24 protein-coding genes are annotated in these 19,450 nt (G+C 57.0%); 15 read left to right on the top strand and 9 right to left on the bottom strand.

The window, feature by feature from the left end:
• The first annotated feature begins 38 nt into the window (after positions 1-38).
• The 12 genes from ND528_RS03455 (at position 39) to ND528_RS03400 (ending at position 9,792) form a co-directional block, all read left to right on the top strand.
• A complete protein-coding gene (locus tag ND528_RS03455) occupies positions 39-1,208 on the top strand; it encodes a phage tail sheath family protein (protein ID WP_263469693.1) in 1,170 nt (389 codons plus the stop codon).
• Between the two features lie 12 nt (positions 1,209-1,220).
• Entirely contained in the window at positions 1,221-1,724 is a 504-nt protein-coding gene (locus tag ND528_RS03450) for a phage major tail tube protein (protein ID WP_122612001.1), read from the top strand.
• Between the two features lie 11 nt (positions 1,725-1,735).
• Entirely contained in the window at positions 1,736-2,047 is a 312-nt protein-coding gene (locus ND528_RS03445; protein ID WP_263469692.1) for a phage tail assembly protein, read from the top strand.
• Between the two features lie 146 nt (positions 2,048-2,193).
• Complete coding sequence (locus ND528_RS03440; RefSeq protein ID WP_263469691.1) at positions 2,194-4,686, top strand: phage tail tape measure protein; 2,493 nt, start codon at positions 2,194-2,196, stop codon at positions 4,684-4,686.
• A 12-nt stretch (positions 4,687-4,698) separates the two neighbouring features.
• Positions 4,699-5,544, top strand: a complete 846-nt coding sequence (locus ND528_RS03435; protein ID WP_095180625.1) for a phage tail protein — start codon at positions 4,699-4,701, stop codon at positions 5,542-5,544.
• Positions 5,519-5,725 carry a tail protein X gene (locus ND528_RS03430; RefSeq protein ID WP_095180626.1) on the top strand — a complete coding sequence of 69 codons (207 nt, stop codon included), beginning with the start codon at positions 5,519-5,521 and terminating at the stop codon, positions 5,723-5,725. Before ND528_RS03435 ends, ND528_RS03430 begins: the two co-directional genes overlap by 26 nt.
• A 94-nt stretch (positions 5,726-5,819) precedes the next feature.
• The gene (locus tag ND528_RS03425; protein WP_263469690.1) at positions 5,820-6,869 is read left to right on the top strand and encodes a phage late control D family protein; all 1,050 of its coding nucleotides are present in this window, start codon (positions 5,820-5,822) and stop codon (positions 6,867-6,869) included.
• A gap of 57 nt (positions 6,870-6,926) precedes the next feature.
• A complete protein-coding gene (locus ND528_RS03420; protein ID WP_263469689.1) occupies positions 6,927-7,586 on the top strand; it encodes a glycoside hydrolase family 19 protein in 660 nt (219 codons plus the stop codon).
• Complete coding sequence (locus ND528_RS03415) at positions 7,568-8,113, top strand: lysis system i-spanin subunit Rz (RefSeq protein WP_263469688.1); 546 nt, start codon at positions 7,568-7,570, stop codon at positions 8,111-8,113. Before ND528_RS03420 ends, ND528_RS03415 begins: the two co-directional genes overlap by 19 nt.
• A 150-nt stretch (positions 8,114-8,263) precedes the next feature.
• Positions 8,264-9,058: a DNA adenine methylase gene (locus ND528_RS03410; protein WP_197892242.1), complete on the top strand. Its 795-nt coding sequence runs from the start codon at positions 8,264-8,266 to the stop codon at positions 9,056-9,058.
• Between the two features lie 138 nt (positions 9,059-9,196).
• Positions 9,197-9,439: a hypothetical protein gene (locus ND528_RS03405; protein ID WP_263469687.1), complete on the top strand. Its 243-nt coding sequence runs from the start codon at positions 9,197-9,199 to the stop codon at positions 9,437-9,439.
• A 107-nt stretch (positions 9,440-9,546) separates the two neighbouring features.
• Positions 9,547-9,792, top strand: coding sequence for a hypothetical protein (locus tag ND528_RS03400; protein WP_263469686.1), 246 nt, complete (start codon positions 9,547-9,549; stop codon positions 9,790-9,792).
• Positions 9,793-9,812: 20 nt separating this feature from the next.
• On the opposite strand, the gene ND528_RS03395 is transcribed toward ND528_RS03400, so the two are convergent.
• The 7 genes from ND528_RS03395 to ND528_RS03365 form a co-directional block, all read right to left on the bottom strand.
• Positions 9,813-10,067, bottom strand: a complete 255-nt coding sequence (locus ND528_RS03395; RefSeq protein ID WP_263469685.1) for a DUF6555 family protein — start codon at positions 10,065-10,067, stop codon at positions 9,813-9,815.
• 128 nt (positions 10,068-10,195) lie between these two features.
• Positions 10,196-10,819, bottom strand: a complete 624-nt coding sequence (locus tag ND528_RS03390; RefSeq protein WP_263469684.1) for a chemotaxis protein CheB — start codon at positions 10,817-10,819, stop codon at positions 10,196-10,198.
• Between the two features lie 197 nt (positions 10,820-11,016).
• Positions 11,017-11,265 carry a hypothetical protein gene (locus ND528_RS03385; protein WP_263469683.1) on the bottom strand — a complete coding sequence of 83 codons (249 nt, stop codon included), beginning with the start codon at positions 11,263-11,265 and terminating at the stop codon, positions 11,017-11,019.
• A 4-nt stretch (positions 11,266-11,269) separates the two neighbouring features.
• Entirely contained in the window at positions 11,270-11,506 is a 237-nt protein-coding gene (locus ND528_RS03380) for a hypothetical protein (protein ID WP_263469682.1), read from the bottom strand.
• On the bottom strand, positions 11,499-11,867 hold the full coding sequence (locus ND528_RS03375) for a hypothetical protein (protein WP_263469681.1): 369 nt from the start codon (positions 11,865-11,867) through the stop codon (positions 11,499-11,501). Before ND528_RS03375 ends, ND528_RS03380 begins: the two co-directional genes overlap by 8 nt.
• A gap of 404 nt (positions 11,868-12,271) precedes the next feature.
• Complete coding sequence (pip, locus tag ND528_RS03370) at positions 12,272-13,252, bottom strand: prolyl aminopeptidase (RefSeq protein WP_263469680.1); 981 nt, start codon at positions 13,250-13,252, stop codon at positions 12,272-12,274.
• A 125-nt stretch (positions 13,253-13,377) separates the two neighbouring features.
• Positions 13,378-14,052 (bottom strand): SOS response-associated peptidase family protein, encoded by a 675-nt coding sequence (locus ND528_RS03365; RefSeq protein ID WP_263469679.1) that lies wholly within the window; start codon positions 14,050-14,052, stop codon positions 13,378-13,380.
• A gap of 270 nt (positions 14,053-14,322) precedes the next feature.
• Between ND528_RS03365 and ND528_RS03360 the strand changes: the two genes are divergently transcribed.
• Complete coding sequence (locus ND528_RS03360) at positions 14,323-15,366, top strand: NAD(P)/FAD-dependent oxidoreductase (protein WP_263469678.1); 1,044 nt, start codon at positions 14,323-14,325, stop codon at positions 15,364-15,366.
• Positions 15,367-15,437: 71 nt separating this feature from the next.
• Here ND528_RS03360 and ND528_RS03355 read toward each other — a convergent pair whose 3' ends face one another.
• Both ND528_RS03355 and ND528_RS03350 read right to left on the bottom strand, forming a co-directional pair.
• Entirely contained in the window at positions 15,438-15,656 is a 219-nt protein-coding gene (locus ND528_RS03355) for a hypothetical protein (protein ID WP_263469677.1), read from the bottom strand.
• 463 nt (positions 15,657-16,119) lie between these two features.
• Positions 16,120-16,350: a hypothetical protein gene (locus ND528_RS03350; RefSeq protein WP_263469676.1), complete on the bottom strand. Its 231-nt coding sequence runs from the start codon at positions 16,348-16,350 to the stop codon at positions 16,120-16,122.
• Positions 16,351-17,100: 750 nt separating this feature from the next.
• Between ND528_RS03350 and ND528_RS03340 the strand changes: the two genes are divergently transcribed.
• Positions 17,101-18,471 (top strand): AAA family ATPase, encoded by a 1,371-nt coding sequence (locus ND528_RS03340; protein ID WP_263469674.1) that lies wholly within the window; start codon positions 17,101-17,103, stop codon positions 18,469-18,471.
• Positions 18,462-19,127, top strand: a complete 666-nt coding sequence (locus ND528_RS03335; RefSeq protein ID WP_263469673.1) for an RloB family protein — start codon at positions 18,462-18,464, stop codon at positions 19,125-19,127. The genes ND528_RS03340 and ND528_RS03335 overlap by 10 nt, the downstream gene beginning before the upstream one ends.
• Positions 19,128-19,450 lie beyond the last annotated feature (323 nt).

Raw genomic sequence — 19,450 nt, 5'->3', positions numbered from 1 at the left:
CTTATGCGGGGCTTTTTCGTTTCTGGAGATTGACCCATATGGCTGGTTCTTTTTTTCACGGTGTGACGACCACACTGATTGATACCGGTGCGCGCAATATCTCGCTGCCGTCGTCCTCGATCATCGGTCTTTGCGACACCTTCAAGCCGGGCGTTGTCGGCGGCGGCACGGCCAAGGCCGGGGAGCTGGTGCTGCTCACGTCCGAGCGCGAGGCGATCGCTGCATTCGGTGCTGACTCGGCGATCACCAAGGCCGCCCAGGCAATCTATGTGCGCGCCAAGGCGGTGATCGTCGCTGTCGGTGTGCCCAAGCTGGAAGATGCAGCGCTGCAAACCTCAGCGATCATCGGTGGCGTTCTGGTCGGTGGCCAGCGTACCGGCCTGCAAGCGCTGTTGGACGGCAAGAGCAAGCACAACGCGCAACCCAAGTTGCTGATCGCCCCGAAACACTCGGCCACTCAGGCTGTGGCAACCGCCATGGATGCATTGGCCGCCAAGCTGCGCGCGATCGCGATTGTCGACGGTCCGAACACGACCGACGAGGCGGTGCTGGCCTACGCCCAGGAGTTCGGCAGCAAGCGCATCTATCTGGTTGATCCGGGCGTGCAGTATTGGGACACGGTGACCAGCGCGACGATCGATGCCCCGGGTTCTGCCTGGGTGGCGGGCCTGTTCGCGTGGACCGATGCGACTTACGGCTACTGGGCTTCGCCGTCGAACAAGGAGTTTGTCAGCATCACCGGCACTACTCGCCCGATCGAGTTCCTGGACGGCGACGAAACCTGCCGGGCTAACCTGCTCAATAACGCCAATGTCAGCACGATCATTCGTGACGGCGGCTATCGCCTGTGGGGCAACCGCACGCTGTCGAGTGATCCGAAATGGTCGTTTGTCACCCGCGTTCGTACCTGCGACATCCTGATGGATGCGATCCAGGCGGGGCACAAATGGGCGGTCGACCGCTCGATCACCAAAACCTACGTCAAGGACGTGACCGAAGGCCTGCAAGCGTTCATGCGCGACCAGAAGAACGCCGGCGCGATCATCAACTTTGAAGTCTACCCGGACACCGAAATGAACACGGCCAGCCAGCTCGAACAGGGCAAGGTTTATTGGCGCATCCGTTTTACCGACGTGCCGCCGGCTGAAAACCCGAATTTCCTGATCGAGGTCACCAACGAGTGGCTGACCGAAGTGCTTGAAGCCTAAGGGGGCTTACCGATGATTCCTCAAGTTCTGAAGAACATGAACCTGTTTGTGGACGGCGTCAGCTTTTCCGGCGACGTGCCCACGCTGACGCTGCCGAAGCTGACCCTGAAAACCGAAGACTATCAGGGCGGCGGCATGTTCGCCCCGATCGAGTTTGCCGTGGGCATGGAAAAGATCGAATCGGCCTTTACCACCAACGGCGTGCGCCGCGAGGCGCTGAAGTTCTTCGGTCTGGCTGACCAGACGGCTACGAGTCTGACGTTTCGCGGCGCCTTCGCGGATCTGAAAGGCCGCATTACGCCGGTGATCGTCACCATGCGCGGCGGCGTGAAAGAGGTGGACATGGGCGACTGGAAGCCGTCGACCGTGGGTGAAATCAAGCACGCCGTGAAGCTCACGTATTACAAGCTCGAAATCGACGGTCGCCTGATGTACGAGATCGATCCGCTCGCAATGATCATGGTTGTCGATGGTGTAGACCAGTTGGCCGCCGAACGCTCGGCCCTCGGCCTGTAAGGAAATAGAACATGACCCAAGAAAACGCAGAACAGAGAGTCCCGTCCTGGCTGGCTGTCAGTGACGACAGCGCAATCATCACCTTGAAGGGGGCCGCCGAGTTCGGCGGCATCAAGGTCGACAAGCTGACCATGCGAGCGCCGACGGTGCGTGACACGCGTGCAGCGACTGCCACGGCAAAGGGCGATTACGAGCAGATTGAAATCAACATTCTGTGCAGCCTGCTCGGTGCGACCGAAAAGGAAATTGCTGCCCTGACTCAGCGGAACTACAACCGCTTGCAGGCTGGCTATTTTCGCCTGGTCGAAGAGGACGAGCTTTAACACCGAGACCCAGCGGGTAGCGGCCAAGACCTTAGCGAGAGAGACGGGTTTCTCTGCCGCCGAGATTGAGGCCATGCCCTTTGACCGGATGCTGTGGTGGCTCAGGGATTGAGCCGCTTTTGACTCAGCGAATATAGGGCGAGCACATGAGCAATAAACTTGCACTGGGTCTGGTCATTGGCGGGGCTGTCAGTTCGACGCTGGGGGCGGCGTTCAAGGACGCCACTGGCCGAATCAAGAAACTGGAAGAGACCGGCAAAAAGGCCCGGGTTCTCGAAAAGACCATTGGCGAAACCATGCGCCTTCAGGCCGAGTTTCGAAAGGCGCACATGGCCGGCGAGAAGGGTGCCGAGGATCTGCGCAAGAAGCTGGAAGCCAACTTGGCCGCGCTGAAAAAGCAGGGCGTTGAGGTTCGCAATCTCGGCAAGGCTTACAGCCAAATGGGCAAGATTGCGCAGGGCGCCGAGCTGAAGGCCAAAGGGCACATGCAGCTCGACGAAGGCAAGCAGCAGATGCGCAGCAGTATCGGGCGGGCGACTGCCGCCACGGCGCTGATGGCCGTTCCGACGAAGATCAGCGCGGACTACGGCGCGATCATTCGTGACATTGCGATCAAGTCCAACATTGCCAACACGCCCGAAGAGGCGACGCTGTCCAAGACCGTGATCGACACGTCACGCGATACCGGCATGGCGCGTAATCAGGTGGCCGAGGTGGTGAACGCCCTGGTGGGTGCCGGCATGGAGCTGGACAAGGCGCTGGCCTACGCACCGACGGCGGCCAAGTTCGCTGTGGGGCAGGGTTCGGACGGTACCGAAACCGCCCGTATGATCAATGCCCTCGGGCAGAACGCCAAAATCACCGACCCCGCAATGATGCAAAAGGCGCTTGAGGCGATCGCCTACCAAGGGCAGGCGGGCAGCTTTGAGGCGGCCGACATGGCGCGCTGGTTCCCTGAGCTGCTCGCGGGTATGGGCAAGCTGGGCATTACCGGCATGGACTCGGTGACGCAACTGGGTTCGATGCTTCAGGTGCAGATGAAGACGGCCGGCGGTTCCGACGAGGCGGCGAACAACCTCAAGAACTGGATGGAAAAAATCGGTTCCGGTGACACGGTCAAGGCCTACGAAAAGGCCGGCATCGATTATCAAGGCTCGATGAATACGGGGCTGCAAAACGGCAAGTCCACCTTGGAATCCAGCTTTGCGCTGGCCCAAAAATACATTGAGGCGACCGACCCCAAGAAGGCCGCCGAAATGGCCAAGGCGACGGCCGCGATCAGCAAGGAATCGGACCCCGAGAAAGCCAAGGCCATGATCGCCTCGCTGGAATCGGCGTTGCGTACCGGCGACCTGTTCGCTGATATGCAGGTCAAGGGCGCCTTGACTGCGTACATGCAGAACAAGGACCTGTACGACAAGCTGAAAAAGGAATCGGCCAGCGCGACCGGGATTCTCGATAAGAACCTGGAAGAACGCCGGCAGTCGTCGGCGCAGAAGCAGTCGGAAATGGTGCAGAGTATTGACGACTCGATGCGCGCGATCGGCGACGCCATGCGCCCGGCAACGGATGCCGTGGTAGACGGGATCGGTTCTGTCGCGCGCGGGCTGGCCAAGCTGTCCGACGAGTCGCCGCGACTGGTGTCTGCGATCGGGCTGGCCACTGCCGGCATCCTTGGGCTGTCGACGGCTATGAGCGGCCTCAAGATGGCCAAAGGGCTGATGAACATCGGCCGTGGCTCGCTGATGGGTAACCCGAACATCCCGCAAAAGGTGATTGTGACCAACCTGCCGGCAGGCGGTGCGGGTGGTGGACTGGACGGCGGCGACGTCGATGCCGGCGACGGCAAGAAGGACAAGGGCGGCAAGGGCAAAGGCAAGGGCGGCGGTCGCGGTTTCGGCCGTGGCATTGGTATCGGGTCAGCGGTCAAAGGCACGGCGGTTCTCGCGGTGGCTGACGCTGGTTTCAAGGCCTATGACACCTATCAGAACGCCGAGACTCAGGACGAGAAGGCCGAGGGCTACGGCTCAGCGGCGGGCGGGTTGGCGGGCACCCTCGCTGGTGCGGCGGCGGGTGCTGCGATCGGCTCGGTCGTGCCTGTGATTGGTACGGCGATCGGTGCCTTGATCGGCGGCGTGCTGGGCAACATAGGCGGCGACTCTCTGGGCGGCTTTGTCGGCAAATCACTGTTCGGGGCCGATGACGCCGCGAAGAAGATGCCAGACGCCGGGCCATTGATGATGGCCAACGCTGGCAAAGACATTGCGCCGGTGATGGGCGATATCGCCAAGTCCTTCGCCAAGCCTTCTACGCCATTGATGATGGCCGCGCCTGGCGCTGCGCCAGTGGCCAGCGACTCGGCAAAGCCCGGCGATGTGGGCCGCTCGATGATGCTGCCCGAAGCCAGTGCCGACGCGAAGCTGGGGCCGTTGGCCAAGGCAGCGCCGGCCAGTGCGCCGGCGACGCCAAAGGTCGAGTCCAACGTGGCGATCAATGCGCCGTTCTCGCTGACGGTCAACGGAGACGTCAAGGACGGCAATCAACTGTTCGCGCAGATCAAACCGCAGCTCGATCAGTATTACCGCGACATGGCCAAGCAGCAGGAAAGCCGCAATCTGTTTGATGCGCCGCACGTGTGATCAGGGGGATTTATGGAAGCATTGGGGCAATTGCAGTCGGGGATTAAATACTTGGCCTCGGCCGGGGAGACGGGCCGGCGCAGCCTTGACGGCATGATGGCGCCGGTTAACGGCGCGATCGGGGAAATCACCGGCGCCGCGTCCGAGCTGGAGGGCTTGCCCTTTGTCGGTCCGGCGATCGGGGCCAAGCTTCAGCGCGCCATGCGCGGGATCAATGCCGCCCAGGCGCAAGTCGGGCGGGTGGTGTCGATGTATGGCACGGCCACGCGCGCAGTGGCGCAGATCGACGAGCGACTGGGGGTGCTGAAGGAACAGGCCGGCCGCGCCGCCACGGCGATCAACAAGATCGCCGGCAAGTCCAGCCCGGCGCTGGCCAACATCGTGCCCACCGGTGCCTTTGCCACGGATCAGACGCCGGCGCCGGAAACGGTGAAGCCGTTCCCGCACTTGCTGATCATTCAGCCGCAGGACCCGAAGGCGCCGCAGTACACGTTCAACCTCGACACCGCTGCGTTTGACGAGCTGCGCCGATCCACCGAGTTTCGTTGGGCCTCGCAAGAGCGCTTGGGGCGGCGGCCGGCGCAGCAGGGCGTGGGCATGGGCGACGAGAAAATCACGCTCAAGGGGGTGATCTTCCCGGGCTTCAAGGGCGGCTTAAAGCAGCTCGACACGCTGCGCACGCTGGGCGCCCAGCTTCAGCCGCTGACCTTGACCACCGGCTATGGCGACGTGCTGGGAACGTGGTGCCTCAAGAGCGTCGACGAGGAACAAAGCTCGCTGATGGCGGGCGGCATTCCACGCAAACAGGCCTTTACCTTGGAGTTTGTCCGCTATGGCGACGACATGCAGAACGTCTGACGGGGATCTGCTCGATACCATCTGTCACAACTTTTACGGGCACTTGAATGGCAGCGTCGAGGCGGTGCTGGGCGCCAATCAGGGGTTGGCCGACGAGGAACAGCCCTACCGCGCCGGCGTGGTGATCGTGCTGCCGGATCTGCCGCACCCAGTCACCGAGGCTGTGACCTTGTGGGATTGATCCCGTCCGGACACGCCGCCGGCGTCCGCTCGCGTTACGCGTAACGCTTCAATCCTTGGCCCGCCCTGTGCGGGCTTTCTTTTGGAAACAATCCATGACCCCCCGATTCCGCATTGTTGCCGATGGCAACGACATCACGGCGCTGCTCAACGATCGCCTGATTCAGTTGAGTGTCACCGACAAAGTCGGGATGGAGTCCGACGAGTTCGAATTGCGCATTGATGACCGTGACGGGCTGGTGGTGCTGCCGTCCCGGGGCGCGGGGATCGAGGTCTACCTGGGCTATCTGGAGACGTCACTGGCCCGGCTGGGCCGTTATGTGGTTGATGAAATCACGGTGTCCGGTCCGCCGGATACGATCGTGATCACGGGCAAGGCCAGCGACATGCGCGGCAGCGGCAAAACCATTCGGAGCGGTAGCTGGGAAAACGTGCCGTTGTCCAAGATCGTCGCCGACGTCGCGGCCCGCAACGGCTGGGCGCCGGTGTGTCCGGTCAACACGAAAGTAGTGCGCGCTGATCAGCTCAGCGAGTCCGATTTTAATTTCATCACGCGGTTGGCCAAGCAGTACGACTGCACGGCCAAGGTCGCCGACGGCAAGCTGCTGGTGATGCCCCGTCAGGGCGGGCAGAGTGCGAGCGGCAAGGCCTTTGCGCCGATCGTGATCACGCGCGAAGACGTCAGCCGCTGGCAGTTCCACCTTGGCGATCGCAGCAGCCACAAGGCGGTCGGGGCCAAGCATCAAGACAAGAAGACCGGCAAGCTTGCTGTGGTGTCGCTGGAGAACGACGACGCCCCGGCCGGTCTGCCGGCGGTGCATACCGATCGCCATATTCACCCGAACAAGACGGCGGCCGAGGCTGCGGCGAAAGCCCGCTTGGCTGCGTTCAACCGGTCCACCGCCGGCGTGCGGCTGGAAATGGCCGGGCGTACCGATCTGTTTGCCGAACGCTCGATCATCGCCCAGGGCTTCAAGGTTGGACTCGATGGCGAGTATCTGGCCGAGTCGGTGCAGCAGACCTACACCCAAGCCGGCTGGACCACCGTTGTCGAGTGCAACGGCGGCAAGAATGGCAAGGCCAAAGCCAAAGGCAAGAAGGGCAAAAAGCCCGCCAAGCCGGTCAAGGTCGTGAGCCTCAAATAACGCGAGAGCGCACCCCATCCCGCCGCCTTGAGCGGCTTTTTTGTGCCTGGAGTTTGTATGCCGATCACTCAGCAGCAATTGCTGCAGATCCTCCCCAACGCCCGCCCAGTCGCGGGCGTTTTTGTGTCTGCGCTGGTCACGGCCATGGCGCGGTTTCGCATTACCTCGCCGGTGCGCGAGGCGGCGTTTCTCGCCCAGTGCGGGCACGAGTCGCAGCACCTGACCAAGTTGTCGGAAAGCCTCTACTACCGGGACGCCGAGCGCGTCGCGCGCTTGTTCAAGTCGGGTTTCGATGACAACCGTAACGGCCGAGCGGATCCGGCCGAGATCGAGGCCGCAAAGGCGTATCTGTGCAACTCGGAAAAGCTGGCCAACCGCGTCTATGCCAATCGCATGGGCAACGGTCCCGAGGCCTCGGGCGATGGCTACCGCTATCGAGGACGCGGCATGATCCAGATCACCGGGCGCGACAACTACCGCCTGTGCGGGCAAGCGCTGGGCCTGCCACTGCTCGATCGGCCGGAGCTGCTGGAGCAGCCGGAATATGCCGCGCTGTCGGCGGCCTGGTACTGGTGGGATCGAGGCCTTAACGATCTGGCCGACGCCGGCCTGTTCGACGGCATCAGCCGGAAAATCAACGGGGGCGACGTCGGTCTGGCCGATCGCCGCGAGCTGTGGGCCAAGGCCAAGGCGGTGCTATGTCAATCCTCGATCTGATCCCGGCACCGGTGCGGTCCTGGGCGATCGCCCTGGTACTGCTGTCGATCGCCGGCGCCGGTGCTGCCGGCAGTTGGGCGATACAGGACTGGCGTTACGGTAACGCGCTGGCTGAGCAGGCCCGCCAGTCCGCCGACGTGGCCCGGGCGGCCGCCGAGGCGACGGTGGCGGCGCTGGTGATCGAGCAGGACAAGCGCCTGGCGCTGGAGCAGCGCCTGAAAGACAACGACAAAACCCACTACAAGGATCTATCCGATGCGCAAACAGCTCAGCAACGCCTGTCTGATCGCCTTGCCACTGCTGATGTCCGGCTGTCAGTCCTACTTGACGCCGGCAGCGCTGCCGGCCGTTGTGACGGGGTGTCAGCCCCTGCCAGCGCCGGCGGCGTGGTTCATGGCCCCGCAAGAGCCGAACTTGACCCAGCGCATGCTCGGCGAATTATCGGCATCACCGACGCAGGTGATCGGGGGCTGATTGCCCTCGCGGCCTGTCAGGCATACGCCAAAGAAGTCTCAACACCGAAGTGAAAAAGAGCGGCCGGTCCAGATGCGTCAACATCTGAATCGGCCGCCGTTCCCGCAGATTGTCCCTGCAAGTCCAGCCAAGGCTCTTGCTCCGTGCACAAAGCGCGGCGAGCCTAGCACCTGTTTATCCATACAGTAAAGGTCTTGCTTTCAATGTCTACACCCATCATCCCTTGGATGGGCGGCAAACGCCGCCTGGCCGATCGCCTCATTCCGCTTTTTCCGCCACACGAATGCTACGTTGAAGTCTTTGCCGGCGGTGCCGCGCTGTACTTCATGAAGCCTCAACCATCGCCCGTCGAAGTCCTCAACGACATCAACGGCGACCTGGTCACGCTTTACCGCGTCGTGCAAAACCACCTCGAAGAGTTCGTGCGCCAATTCAAATGGGCGCTCAGCTCGCGGCAGGTGTTCGAATGGCAGAAAATGACCCGCCCCGAAACTCTCACCGACATCCAGCGCGCCGCCCGATTCTTCTACCTGCAGCACCACGCCTTCGCCGGCAAGGTCTCGGGTCAGACTTTCGGGACGGCGACGACTGCGCCGGCCATCAACCTGCTGCGGATCGAGGAAAACCTCTCGGCCGCGTGGCAGCGCCTGTCCGGCACCTACGTCGAAAACCTCCCTTGGCTTGAATGCGCAGAGCGTTATGACCGCGCTCATACCTTCCACTACATGGATCCGCCTTACTGGCAGACCGCCGGTTATGGCGTGGACTTTCCGTTTGAGAATTACGAACGGATGGCCGACTTCATGCGCCGCTGCAAAGGCAAAGTCATGGTCAGCATCAACGACCATCCGGATATCCGCCGTGTGTTCGACGGTTTCCACTTCGAAACCTTAGACATCCGCTACACCACAACCAACCAGCGGCAAGGCAAAGCCGAGGTCAGCGGTGAGCTGGTAATCATGAACTGGGCGCCAGAATCGTTGGGCGGCTTGTTTTGAGGAGTCTCGGGCTTACTTACTTACTCCGTCCGGAGCGGGGTGGCGCACTCCGCTCCGATAGCGAAGCGCCACGATAGTGCTGCTGGCTCGATTGCGTTAAAACTCAAAAGCAGTGATCAGAGGCAAAGGGTTAGAGAGATGTCCCATGGCTTAGATGTTCCCCTCACGCATGAATACCGCGGCCATAAGCTGATCGTGAAATTTGATTGGGAAAGACCCAACGATCCATCGCCGACAGCGGCGCATGTGCTGGCAGAGAGCGCGGTGCACGGGCTCGCCAATACGGTCGCCGAATTGCCAGGCCCGTGGCCGGATTATCCCAGTGCACTGTCTGAGGCGATGGCGGCCGCTGAACGTTGGATTGATAGTCAGCTACCCTGACAGCCGATCATCTGTTTGAACAACTATTTCCTTTGGGTGCTGTCATAATGATGTCATGTGGATAGCAGGGATGCGCTTTCGCCACTCACACCAGGAAGTATGACCTCATGCCTTCGATCGATGATTTTCGATTCAATGCCCATCACTTGTTGCTCGATCTCGATGCAACCACCAATCACCTCATGATGCTGGTCGTATCACACGAAGTCAGTGGCAGTCGATGGGAAGAAGCGTTGGTTCGACAGCAGCGAGCCTATACCGCATGGGTCTCTATCCTCCCAGGCATTCAGATCGACCCAATGCCTGTGCTCGATGGCCGGGCGACAGACGCGGACAATCCTACTGTTGATTAGGATTGTTCACTGTTGAGCATTTATGCGTGATCCTCTTCCCAGACGACCGCAACGGATTCCCGCCATTTCACGTCAGTCACGCCGAAGCGTTCGGCCATCGGTTTCGAAAAACGCTTCAGTGGCGGACGACCCGGCCGGGGTATGGGCGTAAGGCCAGCGTCACAGCTTGCCCATTGCCAGGCCTCGGCGTTGTTCATCACCTTCGTTCTGATGACGAAACTTTTCGGCGCGCCATGGAGTTGATAATCGATGACATACAAATCAGTTGGCTTCATGAGACCTCCTATTGCTCATGAACAAGTGATTTTGTGTGCGGAGGAAAATTCAGAGAAATTGTCCGACGGTCATTAACACCTTCGGTAGGCCACTCTCCATGTGCGCGATGAGCAAGACTGCAGCCAGATCAGTGATCTACGAAAGAGCCACCCTCGGCCGGGGCAAAGTTCTGCAGATCCAATGGCGTCACGCAATGGATCAACGTCTCAAGTAACGCGTCGGTGCGAACTAAACTGTCTGGATGATCTTTCTCAATCGCTGTGATCGGCATGCTGGACACCAGCGCATCGCCGGGGTCTTGTACCAGGCTGATCCCGCCGGCTGCCCGCACAGCGGCAGCACCGGCGGCGCCGTCCCCGTCATTGCCGGAGAGGATCATGCTGACGACTCGTCCTCCGAACACCGCCGCGGCCGTGCCAAACAACCGATCTACGGCGGGCTTGGAGAAATGCAGTTTGGGTCCATCGCTGAGGTGCAAAAGGCCCGGTTCAACCACTTCAAGATGGCGTCCGGGCGGAGCCAAATAGATACGACCCGCTTCGACGGGGACGCTCTCGTCTCCATAAACAACCGGCAAGGCTGACCAGGCATCAAATATCGACGCCAGCAGTCTTGGGCTGGACGTGCCTGTATGGACGACGATCAAGACAGCAGCGGGGAAGTCTGTCGGCAATCCTGAAAGAATTTGACGAAGAGGGGGAATGCTTCCCTCCGACCCGCCGATCACCACGATGTCTCTCATTGTATCCATGTCACTCGCCCGCTCTGTCTTTATGGGTGGATCAACAGCGGCGGGCAAATGTTCCATGCTCAGACGATAATCTGCGCTTGGATGACGTGGGAGACAGCAGGGGATCAACGGTGCCTGAGTTCATGCGTGGGCGAAATCCCTCGGTGTCCGCCTCGGCGCCACGTCGCCGATGGGCCGATCACACAACCACAAACCGCTCATAACTCGACGGTGAAACCTTTGAGCCCGATGTTGTCGGCAAAGCGCCCCACAGCGGTCAAACTGGCCCAGGTACGCAGTCGCTCACGCCGTGAGCGCACCGGCACCCAACGTGCGCCGCTGCCGCCTAAACGAATCGACAGGCCCCAATCGGGGCCACCTTCAATCTTGGCGACCATGCAGTCGCGCACCGCGTGTTGTTCGACCAGGGCGCGCAACACCTCTTCATGAATGCCTTCACCGATCAATTTTTCAGTTCCGCTGACGCGTCTGTAAAGCGCGGTCAAACACCAAGTACAGACCCTCGATTGCCCCGAGGTTGAGTGCTTTCACCGTTTCAATGTCCAGAGTGAAACCTTCGGCTCGGTCGGCCGCGTGCAGCGTGTCGGCCAAGGTGCTTGCCTGGGCGATGCCAGCGAGCAGCTTCAGCGCTTGCGCGTGCACCGAACGCGACAAGTTCAGTGCGGCAAATTCGTCGTAGTCACTCATTGTCTAACCCCTTGTGACGTCCAACGCGGCGCAACGCTTCTTGACGGGTCAGGGACAACAGTTCGTACATGAGGTCGCGTTGCTCGTCGGTAACAACCTCGGCCGCCGCTAAGCCCAATACAAAGCCTTGCGCCACGTATGCATCGCCCTCGATGTCGGCGCCTTCGTGCTCGGCGCGGTAGAGATTATCCAGCAGCTCTCCCCACATATGCTGCAAATAGGGCGTCTTCAGTTCGACTTTAGGGAAGCTGAACGCGAACTCATCGGACTCTGAGCGATTCTCAGGGGCGACCATAACCTTTCCTTTAAGACTGGTAGCAAGACGATGGCCAGCATAGGGGGTGGCGGTAGACCAGTCCATGGGATTCCGGCAAGCGGTAAGCCACAAAAAGGCCCCCATACCTAGGCCAGATGTGGGGGCCTATTGAACATAAACGGCGTTATCAAAAAGCCATCAATCACGCTAGAGGCTAACGCGGCTCCGTGGCGTTGAGCATTCCAGCCGGCGGCGTACGCCGACGTTCGAAATCGTCCCACTGCTCAGGCATGCGCTGCTCTCCACAATACACGCAGACATATTCCTCTGGATTCAAACCCAGGTAGTAGCCTTTGCGTATGTAGGGGTGGTCACACTTTTTTGAAGTCTTTACCCCGCTTTCCGAGTTCTTCAGAAACATTCCGAATCCCACCTAGCACGATGTTACATGTCTACTCAGTACACGTTTTCTGGCCAGTCAATGCGCATACGCGGGCCATGCCCCGGCCTCAACAGAACTTTCCCATCTCCTTGAATTGCTCGGTCGCCTCTATCAACGCGCTGACAATTCCGGGCTCAGACGGCGCGTGGCCGGCATCATTGACAATCTTAAGCACCGAGTCTGGCCAGGCTTTATGCAAGCGAAAAGCGGAGTTGGGGGTGGCAATCATGTCGTGCCCACCCTGAATGATTTTGCACGGTAAGTGTTTGACTGCCTCAATGTTGTTTATCAGTTGATCTTCTTCAAGAAACAGACGGTTCTTGAAATACCAGACATCAAGACGGCCCATGCCGATACTGGTCTTCTGGTCGGCGGCTTGCTCTTCAACGCCGTCCGGATCGTGGCGCAACAATGAACAACTGGCCGAATAACGAACCCAGGCGCGAATGGCTTCGCCGCGTGATTGCTCGTCGTCGCCAGTCATTCGATCAAGATAAGCCTGCAGCAGATCCTGCCGCTCCTCCTCGGGAATGAAGTTCACGAAGTCTTCGTGCGCGCGGGGGAAAAAACGCCGCATCCCGTGGATGAACCAGTTGATTTCATCTTCGGTGCCCAGGAATACGCCCCGCAAGATGAACCCCAGACAGCGCTGTGGATGAGCCACGCCATAAGCCAGAGCGAGCGTGGTGCCCCATGAGCCACCGGTGACCAGCCAGCTTTGAATATTCAGATGCTCGCGAAGTTTTTCCAAGTCCTCGACCAGCGCCTGCGTCGTGTTGTTGCGCAGTTCTCCCAGCGGCGTCGAGCGAAGGGCGCCGCGTTGATCGAACAGCACGATGCGGTAGTGATCCGGATCCCAGAACTGTCGTTTACCGGGCGGCGCTCCTTCACCGGGGCCGCCGTGCAAGTACACGACCGGAACGCCGCCAGGGTTGCCGCTTTCTTCCCAGTAAAGCGTATGGATGTCATCAACCTTCAACTTACCGCTACGGCGCGGCTCTTCGATCGCAGGGAACAGTTTGTAGGTGACTTCGCAGGGTGCTTGCATTGTTCGCCCTCACTATTAGCAGATTGCTGGTGCCTGAGAGTTTCAGACTTCGGCACCAACTTGTAGGGGCCGCTCGGTGTGGCCTTGTGAGTTTCGAGCGACTCTCAATAAAAGCATGTTGGGACTCATCGGCCGCGCAGGCTGCGCGTGGAGGACAGAACATGCTCCAACTGCGGTTCTGCCAGCGCCATGTGCATGGCGAGGTCCTGAGCCTGATCCCATTGCAAATCGGGGCGTAGCCATACCTGCGCATCCTCGGCAGTGAACGCCAGCAGGCGTTGCTGTCTGGTGGATGTCTCGTCGTGCGTGACCAGTGCGAGGCCGTCACAGCCATTGAAGTGTTCACTGGCTTGTGCCAGTGCCGCGAGAAAAATTGGCCCGTTTTGACGTGACGTGGTGTAACTGAGGCGAGGGCTATTTTTTGATTGCTCGACTTCGCAGGCTTCATACCAGCCATCGACCGCGATGAGCATGCGCCCGTCGCGCTTGAGCCTGTCGAACACCCGTGAACGCATCACCAGATGCAAAGGCAGATGAGTCATCGGCGGCATTGTTCCCATCGACCAGAACGGTTTCCACCCCCAGCGAACCTTGAGGCATTCCAATAACCCGTTGCGGCTGCGTATGGCATCCACGTACATGTTCGGCTTGATCACGTTTCGGCTGTGCTGCGGTTCGCAGGTTCGGTGCAGACTGCCGTCCGCCAAACCAAATGCACCGCTCATATTCTGGTTCTGCGCTGCGTTAAACAACGCTTCAAATCCCTCTTTTACATCGTGTTGAACAATGTATTCGCACATCTCGATAACTCCTGGCAGTGGCACTTCAAAAGACCCGTCGCGTCGCGTCTGATCTGTTTTTTGGATGTATGTGACGGGTCATGTAAATGCGAGCCAGGGCGATGCAGCGCGGTTCGAAACTCCTTTGACTGAGCAGACGAGCGGAAAAGAAGAAGCATGTCATCGGCTTGCGTGACCGTTCATCAGACGCCGCCGTTTGTAGAGTGAGGTGATTGATAAATCTTTTTGTCGTCTGTCAATCGGCTCCAACTTCATTGGGTAGGACAGTGCATGTCACATAAGCCAGAAACATACAGGGACATTTCAGAAGGTCCCGAATCCGCCTCAACCGGTGATATCGACGTCGATTGCCTGATTATCGGCGCTGGCCCTGCAGGGCTCACGACGGCGGTTTATCTAAGCCGTTTCCACCGACGAGTCGTGGTCGTCGACGGCGGGCAGAGTCGCGCAAGTCTCATTCCCCTTTCGCACAACTACCCCGGCTTTGCACCAGGCATAACGGGTAACGACTTGCTCGATCGATTACGCGAGCAAGCTTTATCGTACGGGGCGATGATCGAATCCGGGCTCGTGGCGAGTCTGCTCAAGAATCGCAACGGTTTCGTTGCGCAACTCAACGGACGAGCGCTGAGCGCACCCCGTGTGGTGCTGGCAACCGGAATCGTCGATACCTTGCCGCAGATGGATCGACCTTACGATGGCGTTGCACAGTCGGTCATTCGGCTGTGCGCCATATGTGATGGCTACGAAGTCAACGGTGACAACGTGGCAGTGTATGGCGAGGCACACTGTGCGATTAATCACGGGCTGTTTTTGCGCAACTTTACTGACCGTGTAACTGTGCTCGCCGAGGCTGGTAGCGAAACGGGTGAGGAAGAGATCGCGACAGCGCAGCGCGCGGGCATACGTCTGATCAGAGAGCGGGTCGAGTACATCGAAGTGAGCGATGGCAAAGTCTTCGTGAAGGTGAGCAGTGGCGAAAAGTTTTGCTTCGATATCGTCTATCCGTCGCTGGGTTCGCGATATCGATCGGAGCTGGCGGTGCAATTAGGCGCGCAGGTAGACGAGGAGGGCGCTTTGCACGTTGACAACCACCAATGCACATCGATCACCGGACTATACGCGGTTGGGGATGTCGTGGACTCTCTCAAACAAATCAGCGTTGCTACGGGCCAGGCGGTGATCTGCGCAACCGCAGTGCATAACAGCTTGGAACTGCGTTTGTGGGATCGGATACGGGACGAGAGAACCGCTCGCGATACCGCTGGAGTACACAATGGTAATAGCGTCTCCGGTCAAAAGAGTTTCAGCTAACCAGCGTAGCGCCGTGAGCACCACCGAAGAGGTCTTCGGGCGCTTCAATCCAACGTTTCGATCTGTGGATCCTATAACTGCCGTAATCGCGTGATCGCATCGGTGATCGCTTTTGCGTTTGTATCGAGCGTTTCCAAAGCTCCAACGGCGTTATCGGCAACATCATCTGCGCCAGCACCCGAGATCCAATGAGTGATCTCTTCTATGGCTGCGCCTAACGCATGTTGGTTGTGCAGAACCAAAGTCAAAGCATCGGCAGTTAAAATGTTGGAGTTTGAATTTTCTTTCATGTGAGTCGTCCTTGAGCGAAGTTCCTGTAAGCCAGTCGTGTCCAGCGGATAAGATTAGCCCAACATTGCTGCAGCGTGGCCATCACCTCATTCTGGCTTGTTAAGGGCCATCCGGCCGACCCGGTCTTCTCAGGTTTTACCTTCGATATCCAAGCTCATGGAAACGATAGATCCTGATGGGCAGCGGGATGACTGAGATGGAGACCTGACTTTCAAAGTCCGCTTGGGTCGAAAGCTGTCGTAACTGTTTAGGGCAAAATTAGGGCATATGGCAGGCCGCTTGGGTCCGCTGGACGCCTGCGGCAAAGTGTGCAAGCGCCGTTGTAGATGGGCTAAAGCGGCCTACGGAGAGTGCAGAAGGGGTTCGAATCCCTATCCAAACAGTCGGGATCTCCGTAGACGCATTTAAGGTTCAATACCAGGTCAAGATGCCTGGCGCGATTGAACCTATATGGCCCCCTACCTATCGAGGCGCACTAAGCTGCCTAAGTCGCATGATCGCGTCAGTGATCGCTTGCGCATTTCGATCAAGCGTTTCCAGGGCCGCACCGGCGTTATCGGTAACCGTGTCAGCGCCAGTGCCTGAGATCCAATGGGTGATTTCTTCGATTGCCGCACCGAGTGCATGCTGGTTATGCAGGAGCAACGTCAGAGCATCTGCAGTGACGATATTGAAGTTTAAGGTATCTGGCATGGTGTTCGTCCCTGAAGTCGATGCGTGGCTGAATCAGTCCATCATTCTGCATGATCCTAGTCAAAAGCGAGAGATGCCGGTTCGCACATTGCACATTTTTCACGTCCAAAGGTTCTGCGATAAGCCTCTTGGAATGGGACAGATATGGGGCAAACCGTACGCCATTTCATGCCATTCAATGCCAAGCATGCGTCTGCGCATGCAAAGGTGAAATGTGCTAATCCTTAACAAACACTCGGGGTTGGGGCACAACGACCAAAGTACTTCAGCACAATCGGAGTTTGAGGGATTTGCTTCGGAGGTTGGCCAAGCCCTGTTTAACGTGTCCAGCGTTCTTTCCGATCCCCCACAAGGCACCACGGACATTTTCGACCACATCGGGCAAGCCTTGTTTTTGAGTGCTGAGCGTCAGCTCCATCAGGGTAGCGTCTAGGGCGCGATGATTCTGGTACATCCTTTCCAGTAAACCGAAGGGACCCCTCTCCTCAACATCTATTAGAGAATGTGAGCCAGATTTCGTCGTCTTGGTCTCGATCGCTTGTCCGCCCCAAGCGAGCAGGGGAAATAAGCCTAGGACGGCGTGGATGTCAGATCTTACCTCTAGGCAGGAAACGCTGGTCTACGCTGATCATAGTACTCCTCGACTGCTCCGCATGAATCTGTGAAAATTACGCGGATGGATGCTTTTTTTTTGGGAAAGCGTCAATATTCGTGGTTTAAGGTGTGAAAAAATCACATTAGGGTGGTCCGATGTTAGTTTCTTTCTCAGTAGAAAATTTTAGATCCTTTTCCAAAGAACAGACTTTTTCTCTGGTAGCGAGCGGGAGGCTTTCAGGTACTCATGACAGCCATACGGTAGCCATCCCGAATTCTGAGCTCAGGGTTCTGAAGGTTGGTGTCCTTTATGGTGCGAATGGAGCTGGGAAATCTAGCCTATTTAAAGCACTCAGCTACATGAAGAAGATGGTCCTACGTGCAGGAAAACCACACGGAACGCTTAGAGAACCATATAAGTTTAGTAAGTTAAGAGATGAACCTTCTACATTTGATTTGCAGTTTATATGCGAAGGTGAATTGTATAGATACGGATTTAAAGTTGACGACAGTCAGATATTAGAAGAGTGGTTGCTGCAGGTTTCTGGTAAGAAAGAGGTAATAATATACGAAAGAGTTACTGATGCTGCAGGTGGGGTAAAAATTGAACCCGCAGGTTTAGGTAAGAGTGAAAAAGCATACTTGCTTGCGAAAATAGGTGGGCCGGCGAATCAGACTTTTTTAGCTACGGCGAATGCAACACTCAAAGATAGTGACCTTAGTGGACACGTAAAAAACGTTATTCATTGGTTCAAGTATAAATTGAGGTTGACAGGTCCGGATGAGAATATTGAGCCGGTCGGTCATATGTTGGCGGATAATGTCGCCTTTAGGGAGTTTGCTGGTGAGTTTCTCCGGGCATCGTCTACCGGGGTCCAGAGTTTAGGTGTCGAGAAGAAAGAAATTACTGAGCAGGACCTAGAGAAAATAATTCCAAAATCAGTGCTGCCGACTCTTCTTAGGAGGCTCGAAGATAGTGATGAGGGTATCGGTATCGTCCAAATGGCAAACGGAGAGGAACTCCTGCTCGAGCGTGGCGATGGTAATAGATTTTATCAGTTGTCAGTGCATTCAAATCATCAGGTAGGTGACGAAGTAAACTCCCGACTGCCATTAACTGAAGAGTCTGATGGTACTCGCCGATTGTTGCAATTGCTTCCAGCGTTACACGTCGCGCGTTCAAAGGATGCTACGTACTTCATAGATGAAATCGATAGAAGTATGCATCCAATGCTTATCTGGAAGTTTTTGGAAACATTTTTGAATGCATGTGATGAAAAGAATAGTCAGATAATTGTAACCACTCATGAGTCCAATTTGTTAGATCTCGAGCTGTTAAGACGGGATGAGATATGGTTTGCAGAAAAAGACTTCTCATTAAGTACGAATTTATATAGCTTATCTGATTTCAAAGTAAGAAAGGATCTTGAAGTTAGAAAGCACTACCTTCAGGGAAGATTCGGAGCCGTTCCATTTTTAGGTCGTTTGGATGGTCTAATTGATTCGGGTGAAGAAGCATGTCACTAACATCCAGAAAAAAAAGACCGCTAGTTCGAGATCAGCAAGACTATCGTGACGATAGATTATTTATCATTGCTTCTGATGATACTTTTGCTCCTAAGCAGTATTTCGATGCCTTTGAAATACCAAGAATCAAAGTGGTAGTAGTGCCCACAACAGATGGCAGTTCTGCAGCTCCACACGTGCTCACGAGACTAGATCAATTTGATGTAGAAGAGGATGATGAGCGGTGGATGTTGTTGGATACGGATCATTATATCCAACCAAATCATGCAGCTACCTTTCTGCAGGCTATAACTGAGGCTCGGCAAAAAGGGATCGAAGTCGCACTAAGCAATCCATGCTTTGATTTTTGGCTGTTGCTACATCATTTGGAGGGGGGTGCAGATCTTTCAATAATTACTGATGCAAAATCAGTCGGCGTAGAATTGCGGAAAAAATTAGGTGCTTTTGATAAGACAAAATTGAATCCTACAAACTTCCCGCTTTCGGCAGTGGCGCATGCATGTAGTATTGCTCGCGCAATGGATATAAGTGTGGGAGGTGGCGATCGTCCTGAAGGGCCGACGTCACGTGTTTATAAATTGTGGGAGTCTATTGTTTCAAAGACACCAAGAGTTCAGCTGCCGCAAGAGCTGGTTTCGGTTCGGATTGATCAATAAAATAAATTGATTGTATTAGTTAAAATTTGGTTGAGAGGTAAAGCAATGTCAGGTTCTTATTAGTAGTCCTGGCATTGTGCTCTTTGTGGTTTTTAAATGTTTGGATTGGATTGCTAACCTATTGGTCTGGCATTTTGGCTAGTGTGGCATCAACCTAGATGAGTATATTGATTATTGCTATTAGTGCGGAGCAATTGTGCGTTTCGGATAGTGTTACTAAGCAAGAATCTCTTTATGGGGGCGACTAGTTTCTACATGGGGCGGATGTAGCTTTGCTCGGCGGCTCAACTCCTAGTCTTTAGCGTTAAGCGTTTTGGGCGAGT

It is taken from the genome of Pseudomonas mercuritolerans (genome assembly GCF_025706525.1).
Lineage (GTDB): Bacteria > Pseudomonadota > Gammaproteobacteria > Pseudomonadales > Pseudomonadaceae > Aquipseudomonas > Aquipseudomonas mercuritolerans.
The sequence above is the reverse complement of the archived record's forward strand: the minus strand, read 5'-3'. Positions and strand labels throughout refer to the sequence as shown.